Source organism: Arthrobacter sp. 2RAF6, from assembly GCF_052115205.1.
GTDB lineage: Bacteria > Actinomycetota > Actinomycetes > Actinomycetales > Micrococcaceae > Arthrobacter.
The window spans coordinates 237788-246663 of sequence record NZ_JBFRGF010000002.1 but is presented as its reverse complement, the minus strand read 5'-3'; the positions used below and the strand labels follow the sequence as shown (position 1 = coordinate 246663).

The window sequence follows — 8876 nt, the reverse complement described above, 5'->3', positions numbered from 1 at the left end:
GTCATCCCGAAACGGCCGTCCACGCCGGCCCGAGGACGAAGGCAGCAACGGCTGAATCCGGGCCCACTGCCCATCAGTCAAAACAGAAGTACGAGACACCCTTCGAGCATCCCTCACCACCGTGCCAACATTTAGGAGACACGCTCTAGCATTCCGGAGCGCAACCGCGTCAATGCAAAAGGTCTGGTCAGGCAATGCCTGGCCAGACCTTTTGCGTTTGGTTTTGCGATTGGAGTTGTCTTTACTCGACGCGCTGGCGTTCCGAGGATTCCCGGGTTGCTTGCTGGGCTGGCTGGTCGGCGGCGGCGGCCGTCGTCGGTCGGCGCGCCGCCCAACGCAGTGCGCGGATCACCGGGACCGGGAGGAACGGCAGACCGGGGTAGAGGAACCGGTATAGCTGGGCGGCCGCAACTATCAATGCGACGGTGAAGAGGAGGGCGAGGACTTCCCAGGAAAGGGGCGGTTGCCAATCCGGCTTGGTGAACATCACCAGCCAGTTCGCGAAGTCCGGTATTCCCACCACATACCGTCGGAGGATATACACGAAGCCGTACACGTGGGCAGCGCAGGTTGCCCAGAGAAGAATCTTGGTGAGCCTGCGGCTGATGAGATTCGCGTGGAACTTGCGGAACCGAAGCGCCAACCCCGCCGAAATGACGGCGATCGCGAACAACGGGAGGCTGTACCTTCCTTGCCAGATAAAACCGCTGCTGGTGACCAACGCAGCCTGGACCAGAGCGGGAACTACCGCAAGCATTCCGATGGCGGCCCAAAAACCCAATTGCAATCGAGCCGGACGCATCAGGAAGACCATCAGCAGCAGGGCAATGAGAAGCATGTTCCAGAACATCAGGACGGCTTGCGGCACCGGAGCATCAAGCCAGCCCGCGACGCCGATGTACTGGTTGACGAAGTCGAACGATCTGTCCAGCATGGTGGCGAAGGCGTTGGAGGGGCGGAGGCCTTCAATCGCATTGGAAATTCCGGCGGGTGCCTCGCCAGCCGAAGGAGGCGCCGTCAACATGACGAAGTTCCAAATGACACCCAGGGCAACCCCGATTGCGGACAATGCGGCGACTATGAGCAATAGCCGATTGCGGAAGATTGCAACGATGTCGGCGCCCCGGAAGAAGAGGCAGGCCACAATCGCTCCGCAAAGGAGCCACAACAACGACACATTCCTGGTATTGGCCAAGGTCGCTGCCGATATTCCGACTGCCAGGATTCCCGGACGGGCAAGATGGAGCTGCCTTGAGTTCTCAAGTACGGAGACCAGGCCGCAGAAGGCCGCCATGGACGCCGCGACTTCCAAGGAGTTCGGATTGACTCCGGTGGCCAGGAAGAAAACCATGGGCGTTGTCGCAACCGCGGCCGCAGCCATGGGCCACTTGGGATGCCGCAGCCTGGACAACGCGGTGAAGCCGGCCGCATAGAAGGCGGCCGACATGAGTCCGCTGACAATCCGCATGGCAAAGATTGCGGGGGCGCCGGACATGAACAGGCTAGGGAGCCCGACGAACCAATAGTAGAAGGGGTTGTACAAGCCCGCCGAGGTCACGCCGATGGTGGTGTACGTGTCGCCAAGGGGGATATCGGGCGCGCAGCCCGCGGGCATTTCCTTGAGGAAGGCAAAACACCGCTGGGACTCGACGTTGGCGATGTAGGAGGGAACCTGCACGTGGATCCCGTTGCCATAGGACTCGCCGGGACCCGGGAAGAACTGACCCCTCGCCACTGCTGCAGCCTTAATGGTGTGGGCAGGCTCATCGGGATACGCCATCAGGGGCGTGGCCAGGATCCACAGCGTGATCAGCGCTGAGAGCAACGCAAAAACGCGGATGAAGAATCCGAATCCGGCCTTGGTGGCGGGCGACACGTTGCGCGCCCTGGACCGCAGCCGTCCTGCCGGGGGGAGAGCCTGCTTTAGAAGGTCGGGACGAATGGGGCCTTGAGCAGCTGGTTGGTCGATCACTGGTCGCTCCCGATCTTCTTAATCAGGCGTGACGCATCCTGCAAAGACTGTTCACTCGGGGATGCCACCCCGGCGAAATAGGTCGAGGCGACCTGCCCATCGGGGCTGACAACGAAGTCTGCCCAGGATTTCACGAGGGACGCAACCTCCCCGTTCTTATAGCTCGTACAAAATGCCTGGTAGTTCACGTTTCCCAATGCGTAGCCGTGGTCGGTTTTGTCCGGAAGGCGAAACTCGACTCCCGTGGCCACCGTTGTTGTGGTGCCATCCTGGACGGCCGCTGCCACCGAATCCTTGGACATTCTGACGAAGCTGCCGCCGAACGACAGCAGCGCAGTGTCAAACCTGGACCCGATGGACGCCGAATCCATGAACGCTATTGCGCCGGCAGTGCTGTCGACTTTTTTGGCGATGTCGCTGAGGTTCTTTACTTGTTGGCCACCAGGTACCTTGGTCCATTTGTTGGTCACACCCGACGGCCACCTGGGGGAGGACGCCAGGTAGCCCGTGCTGGCCGAGGCGAGCGCTGAAGCTGTGCTCGCTGTCACGGGGACGATCGGCGCGTCCGGGAGCGCGGTTCCCGGATTGATCGCTGCGATCGCCTTGTCATCCCAGCGATTGATATCTCCGATGAAGATACCGGCGAGCACGTCTGGCGTGAGCTTGAGGCTACGGATGCTTGGCATATTAAAGACGACGCCGATAGAGGTCACCGAGGTCGGAACGCTGAACGCCCCACCGGGACCGCACTCGGTTTTGGTTGCGTCTTGTTGTTGAGCCGTCAAGGGGGCGTCGAGGGCAGCATAATAGGCTTGGCCGGTGGCCAAGGCTGTCAGCCCAACGTCAGAGCCGTCCGGAGAGTAGCTCAAGGACGTGGCCGTGAAGGTCTTTTTCCAAGCGCTGGACCAGGCTCCGATCGGATCGCTCTGAATGGGGCTTCCAATCGCAGTGAGCGCGCCGCGGATATTTTGCTGTTTGGCTGGGGGACTGGCACAGGCGGCCAAGCTGATACCGAGAAGCAGGAGGCATCCTGCCGCTCGGTGAATCGACCGATGATGCACCGGGGGTCCTTTCGATTACGGGTATAGCTGAGACTTGCGTCTTGATAACCCTAACCGTTCAACCTGAGCGTCGTAGCCCGTTTCGGCTCGACGCCGGCTGGTCGAGGCGCGGTACACAGGTCCTGCTCCGTGCAGGAGACTTAGTAATTCAGGGATTGGCAGCCTGCGAGCGAGTTGCCTGAGCTGTACTGCGCTATCCCGATGCCATAAGTACAAACCGTGTATCTGCCCCGTTGGGTGATGGGGACCAGGGTCGAGTAGCCATGGTTTCCGGTAATGCCGAAAGCGTTGTTCACATCACCCCGAAGAAGGTTGGCCGTGAAGGCGTACCCCAGGCGGCTCCCGTCCGGATACGTAATGTAGACATGCACCGGATTGGACGAGCCCGGGACCGCTGGGTCGTATGTCCACCCCGTCGCCCTGATATTGGCTTGCCCTGACACCGATGCGACTCCGACGGAGTCGAGATAGCCGACCGGGACCGGCGTATTGCTTACCTGAATGGACATGCATCCAAGCGCCGTGTTCCCGGAAGCGAGCGGGGCAACTGGGATGGCATAGGCGCAAGCGGTGTAGGTGCCGGTGCCCTTTGTCGCCAGCGAGGCGCTGAAGCCGTGATTACCGGTTATTCCGAACGAGTTGTTCAGGTCGGCACGGGATTGATTTGCCGTGAATGCGGTGCCGACATTGCTTCCATCCGGTGCCTGGACGTAGACGTGCACAGGAATGCTGGCCGCGGGGTTCGTGGGGTCGAATGCCCAGCCCGTCACGACGAGGTTGGCCGCGCCAGGTGCCTGCGAGATTCGAATGGAGTCGTAATATCCCTTCGGCGGCGGGTTCGATCCGACAGTGATGTCTTTGCAGCCGAGCGCGGTGTTGTAGTACTGCCCAATGGCGTAGGTACACACGTGATAGGTGCCGGCTTTGCTAAGGCTGATCGACTTGTCGAAGCCATGGTTCGAACCGTAGCCCGTAGCGCTTCCCACATCCGGCCTGTAGGTGTTGGCCGTGATGCGGTAGCCCGTGGTCTGTCCGCTCGGGTCGGTGACGTAGGCGTCGGCGAACGAGGCTGTTTGAGGGTTGGCACGGTCTACGGCCCAGCCTGTCAGGCGAAGGGAAACGTCGTCGGGAGTACGAACCTGTCCGAGGGTGTCGAACGACCCGATCGGAGGTTCGACTCCATTTGCCTGAAAACTCTTGCAGCCAAGGTCAACATTGCCGTTGACGCTGACGGCGCTTGCGCAAACCTTGTATGTGCCCGATGCGGTGATCCGAATGTTGTTGTCAAATCCGTGTGCCGGGCCATAACCGAAGGCTTGATCCACGTCCGGCCGATACGCGTTTGCCAAGAACGAGTACCCCGTGGTCACGTTGCCCGGATCGGTGACCGAAATATTGACGGGAGTCGATACCCAGGGTCTGGAAAGGTCTACAGACCAGCCCGTGACCCTCAGGTATGCCGAGGTGGTGTCCCGGACGAGGGACAGCGAATCGAACGAACCCCTGGCTGGATCTCCGGCAAACTTTTGGAGGGACGCATAGTCGCCGTTCCAGACGTCCGAGTCGCCGCTGAAGGGACCTGTACTGCTGTACTGCCAAAAGCTGTATGTACCCCAGCTGGATGGAAGAATTCCAGCGTCGTTCGACGGGCCGCCTGGGTATGCGGCGACCCAGAGGGGGTAGTCCCCGAATACGGCAGGATCTCCGGTGCACTGCTTCCACCAACTCGTGTTGGTGTAGATCATCGGGAGCCGGCCGGTCAGGGAACGCATGGTGTTGCCGAAGTTCTGTACCCACGACGTGAGCTGGGCGGGTGACATGTCGTAGCAGGTATTGCCCATGTAGACGCCGTTGATGGTCTGACCGGCATACGGATTGAACTCAATGTCCAGGACGGGCGGCAACGTTGCGCCGTCCGAGCTCCATCCGCCGCCGTTTTGGACGAAGTAGTTGGCTTGGTCCGCGCCTGAGGACCAGTTGGGAATCGCGAAGTGGTAAGCGCCGCGGATCATTCCGACTGCCCGTGAACCTTGGTACTGCGAACTATACGAGGGGCTGGTGTAGTAGTTTCCCTCGCTGGCCTTGACGTAGGCGAATCGCGCTCCCATGTTCCATTGCTGCTGCCAATCGACGCCAGCCTGGTAGTAGCTGACATCGAGACCCTGTATGCCGAAGGTGGGAGTCCAGCTGCCTTGGGCAGTTAGCGCGCCCTGGAGTCGTGGGGAGCGTTGGCCCATTTGCGCGCCCCCGGGTCCGGCAGCCGCGCGCATTGCGGCTTGGCGATCTACGCCGTTTTGGTTCGTCGCGGCTGGTGACGGCGTTGCCGTCTGGCTATTTGCCGGCGGCGTCGGTGAAGCCGTTGAGCTTGCGGTCGGCAACTGTGTCGCCGTCGTTTGCGATGAGACCGCGGGAGACGAGGTCGGGGAACTCGAGGGGGAGGGTGTCGGGGAAGGAACCGGTGCGGCAACCGCCGTCGTTGCCGAGAGGAGCAAGACCGCCGCGCCGCACATCGCTGTTAGCGCGAGGTCTTGAACGCGGCGCACCCGGGAAGTGGAGGAAGGGGCTTTAAATTGAAAGGTCTTCATCTCTTGGCTCCACACGAGATTGCCGGCTCCGATGGGGCGGCACTTGATTCATTCCGCCGTTTCAAAGCCGCGACGGTAATTGGCTGCTGCCACTTCTAATTCGAAGGCAACCATAACACTGATGTGCAAGGTGGTGCTAATGTGGCCAATGGGATATTTGTGACTAGCTTGCTTTGCCATAGCGCACGCAAAACAACTTCGCCCGGACCCGCGACGTGCGGGCCAGGGCGAAGTGTTTATCGTTCAGTTTTGTAATGTCAGCCGTTCATGGAATGAAGTATCCGGAGACGTCTGCGATCAGTTGCGCCGTTCCCTTCGATGCGTTGAAAAGGCTGACCTGCCCGCCGGTCCCCACCGGTATGGTCACAAGGTTCGGGACGATCTGCCCGGGTGCATAGTTCAGGTTGGAGGCGTTTGGCACGCTGGCCCCGGCCGGGAAAGCCGTGACGAACCCGTTCAACGTCGGGTTGGCCACAGTGAGGTTGAACGTCACCCCACCGACGGTTGCGGGAACCCCGCTGACGCCGCCGACCTGGAACGATACTGTTCCGTTGGCCCCCACAGGAGTAGTGCCGTTTCGGGTATCGAGGAACCTAGTAGGTGTGATGGGCTGGAAGGCCCCCGAAACCGTTGCCGCGCCGCCGCCAAGATAGTAGCCGGACACGTCTGCGATCAGTTGCGCGGTTCCGGAAACAGAGCCGTTGAAAAGGGTGACCTTTCCGTCCGCACCTACTGGCACAGTCACACTATTTGGCACGATTTGTCCAGTGGCGTAGTTCAGGTTGGAGGCGTTCGGCCGTGCGGTTCCGGACGCGTACGCAGTGACGAATCCGAACGACGTCGGGTTGGCCACAGTGAGGTTGAACGTCACGGCCGAAATTGATGTCGGGATGCCGTTGACGCCGCCGACCTGGAAGGAGATGGTCCCGTTCGGTGCCACAGGCGCCGGGTTGTTGCGGGTGTCGAGGAACCTGCTCGGCGTCATTGGCTGGAACTCTCCAGGGGACTGAGCGGCCGCCGGGACGTAATAGCCGGAGACGTCTGCTATGAGTTCCGCGGTGCCCTTGGCGGACGCGTTAAGGAGCGTGACCTTTCCATCCGACCCCACGGGCACAGTCACCAGGTTAGGGACAATCTGCCCGGTGGCGTAGTTCAGGTTGGACGCGTTCGGCGCGGTCGTTCCGGACGGGTATGCGGTAACGAATCCGAACGACGTCGGATTGGCCACCGTGAGGTTGAAGGTCACTGCCGTGGCGTTTGCCGGGATGCCGTTGACGCCGCCGACCTGGAAGGAGACGGTCCCGTTCGGTGCCACAGGCGCCGGGTTGTTGCGGGTGTCGAGCATCCTGGTAGGTGTCATCGACTTGAAGACGCTAGGCACTGCAATCGAGTCGAACAGGCCGTAGTCATCGGTAACCAGGGTTCCGTTGCTCAGCAGGTTCAGGCCCATGCTGATGGCGCTGGCCCCCACCGGGACGGGGGGCGAGGTCCATGTCGCCTGGGTCCAAGCCGTAGCCGCCACGAAGTTCGGACTGGCCGTCCAATACGTCCACGTGCCGAGGCCCGTTCGGTAGTACAACTCGAATTGGGTCGGGGCTGTCGACTTATACCAAGCGGACATCTGATAGGTGTGACCGGGCGTAGCGCTTGGAGCACATTGGCCAAGGTCGAGGGTCGGTAGCAGCTTGGCGTCGCCGTCAACGTAGCCGGTCGTCACCATCTGTTCTGCGACGCTTCCCGTGTGGCCGGGAGTCACACTGGTGAACGTCGAGGTTTGCGTGCCGTAGGAGCCGATCGCCCAGCAGTATGGCAGGCCGGATGCCACCGGCCCGGCTGTCTCCAAGCTTGGGTTCTGGAGCAGGTTTCCAACGGTGATCGGTGGCGGTGCAGCCGGTCCATTGACAAGTGGCTTGTCTACGTCGAGCGCCGGATTCGACGGGTCAGGGAACTGGGCAGCCATGACCTGGCGTACCGTCTTGACGACAATCCGGCCGGCCGTCTGTTCAGTCACCAACCAGTTCACGTAGGCTTGGAAATTCGCTGTTGTCACTGTCAACGGATCCGTGGTGGAGTCGAAGTGGTGGAAAGTCAACTGGACCCATCCGCCACCAGCTTCTGCCTGGGTCACAACCGTCTGCAAGTCACTCAGGGCCCAAGTGTTATCCACCTCGTCGGGTGCCTTGGTGAAGTAGAGGTCTGCTGCCGGAACTGGCAGCGGTTCGGCGACCTCAGTCAAGGTCGGAGCGGCTTTACTCTTCAAGTCACCCAGGCCGCGTGCGCTGTTGTAGCCGCAGTTGGCGACTGTTTGCTCCACAGCCGGGGTGGCGGACGCAAACGGGTACGCGAAGTTCGTGACCCGGAAGCCCATGTTGGTCAGGTTGACGCGGTCATTGCATACCTGGCGTGCCACCTCGTTCGCGTCCATCTGGGCAAGGTCGGGGTGCGTGACCGTATGCCCGGCAATCTCATTGCCTGCCGATTGGAGGGCGAGTGCCTGTGCGGTGGTCATGTAAGGGGCCGGACCACCATTGGGATCGGTGGCATTGAGGTAGCCGGATGGAAGGAAGAATGTCCCCATCATTCCTTTGGAATTCAAGTAGTTCGCAGCGGCAACCTGATCAGCGTTGGCGTCATCAAATGTCAATGTGACTACAAGTGGACCCGCAGCTTGTGCAGGTTGGGTCAAAATGGCAGCGTTGAAGAGTGTTGCTAAAAGAAGCGCGGCTGCCCCCATGGCAGCCGACTTTCGATGGGTCCGTTGACCCTCATAGGGGAGCCCCCGCCCCTGGGGGGAGGCCACCATCCACCTGTTTTGCATCCCAAGTCCGTTCGTCGCGCCTGCAACCTGACTGGTGAGACCTTCAGTGCTTGTGTGATTCGCTTGCACAATTCGGGGTTGCCAGTACTCATCGTGGGCATTCATTGTTGAAATGGCAGCGCGTCAAGGGCGTGGATCAAAGGCGCTTGGTCTGCTTCGGCCCATGGCGCGCGGCTGATTATTTGACGCTACGAGTGGCCAATCAGGGTGTCAACACTCGCATTTAATCACCGCCATCACTCGAGTAGTGGGCGGAATTCGTTCCGATTTCGTGGATGCTGTCCCGCCGGTAGGCTCGCAAGAATCCGGCCAAGAGTAAGGTATTCCCAGAGCGCCAAACTCAATCCAGTGTGACTAGTCGTCGGTGGTTATCCACAACCACCCCAAATTGACTTGGCAGGATGTTGCAACCTCCCCTACTTTTAACCTTGTTGAAGGTT

At 60.6% G+C, this 8876-nt stretch carries 5 protein-coding genes and 1 pseudogene; all 6 read right to left on the bottom strand.

The window, feature by feature from the left end; genetic code table 11:
• Positions 1-99, bottom strand: a pseudogene (locus tag AB4Z38_RS02645) (IS5/IS1182 family transposase); the annotation flags it as partial.
• A 142-nt stretch (positions 100-241) separates the two neighbouring features.
• Entirely contained in the window at positions 242-1876 is a 1635-nt protein-coding gene (locus AB4Z38_RS02640) for a DUF2142 domain-containing protein (RefSeq protein ID WP_441428255.1), read from the bottom strand.
• 92 nt (positions 1877-1968) lie between these two features.
• The gene (locus AB4Z38_RS02635; protein ID WP_441428254.1) at positions 1969-3033 is read right to left on the bottom strand and encodes a substrate-binding domain-containing protein; all 1065 of its coding nucleotides are present in this window, start codon (positions 3031-3033) and stop codon (positions 1969-1971) included.
• Between the two features lie 140 nt (positions 3034-3173).
• The gene (locus AB4Z38_RS02630) at positions 3174-5270 is read right to left on the bottom strand and encodes a lysozyme (RefSeq protein ID WP_441428253.1); all 2097 of its coding nucleotides are present in this window, start codon (positions 5268-5270) and stop codon (positions 3174-3176) included.
• 94 nt (positions 5271-5364) lie between these two features.
• A complete protein-coding gene (locus AB4Z38_RS02625) occupies positions 5365-5541 on the bottom strand; it encodes a hypothetical protein (RefSeq protein ID WP_441428252.1) in 177 nt (58 codons plus the stop codon).
• A 342-nt stretch (positions 5542-5883) separates the two neighbouring features.
• Complete coding sequence (locus AB4Z38_RS02620; RefSeq protein WP_441428251.1) at positions 5884-8262, bottom strand: polysaccharide deacetylase family protein; 2379 nt, start codon at positions 8260-8262, stop codon at positions 5884-5886.
• Between the last annotated feature and the right edge of the window lie 614 nt (positions 8263-8876).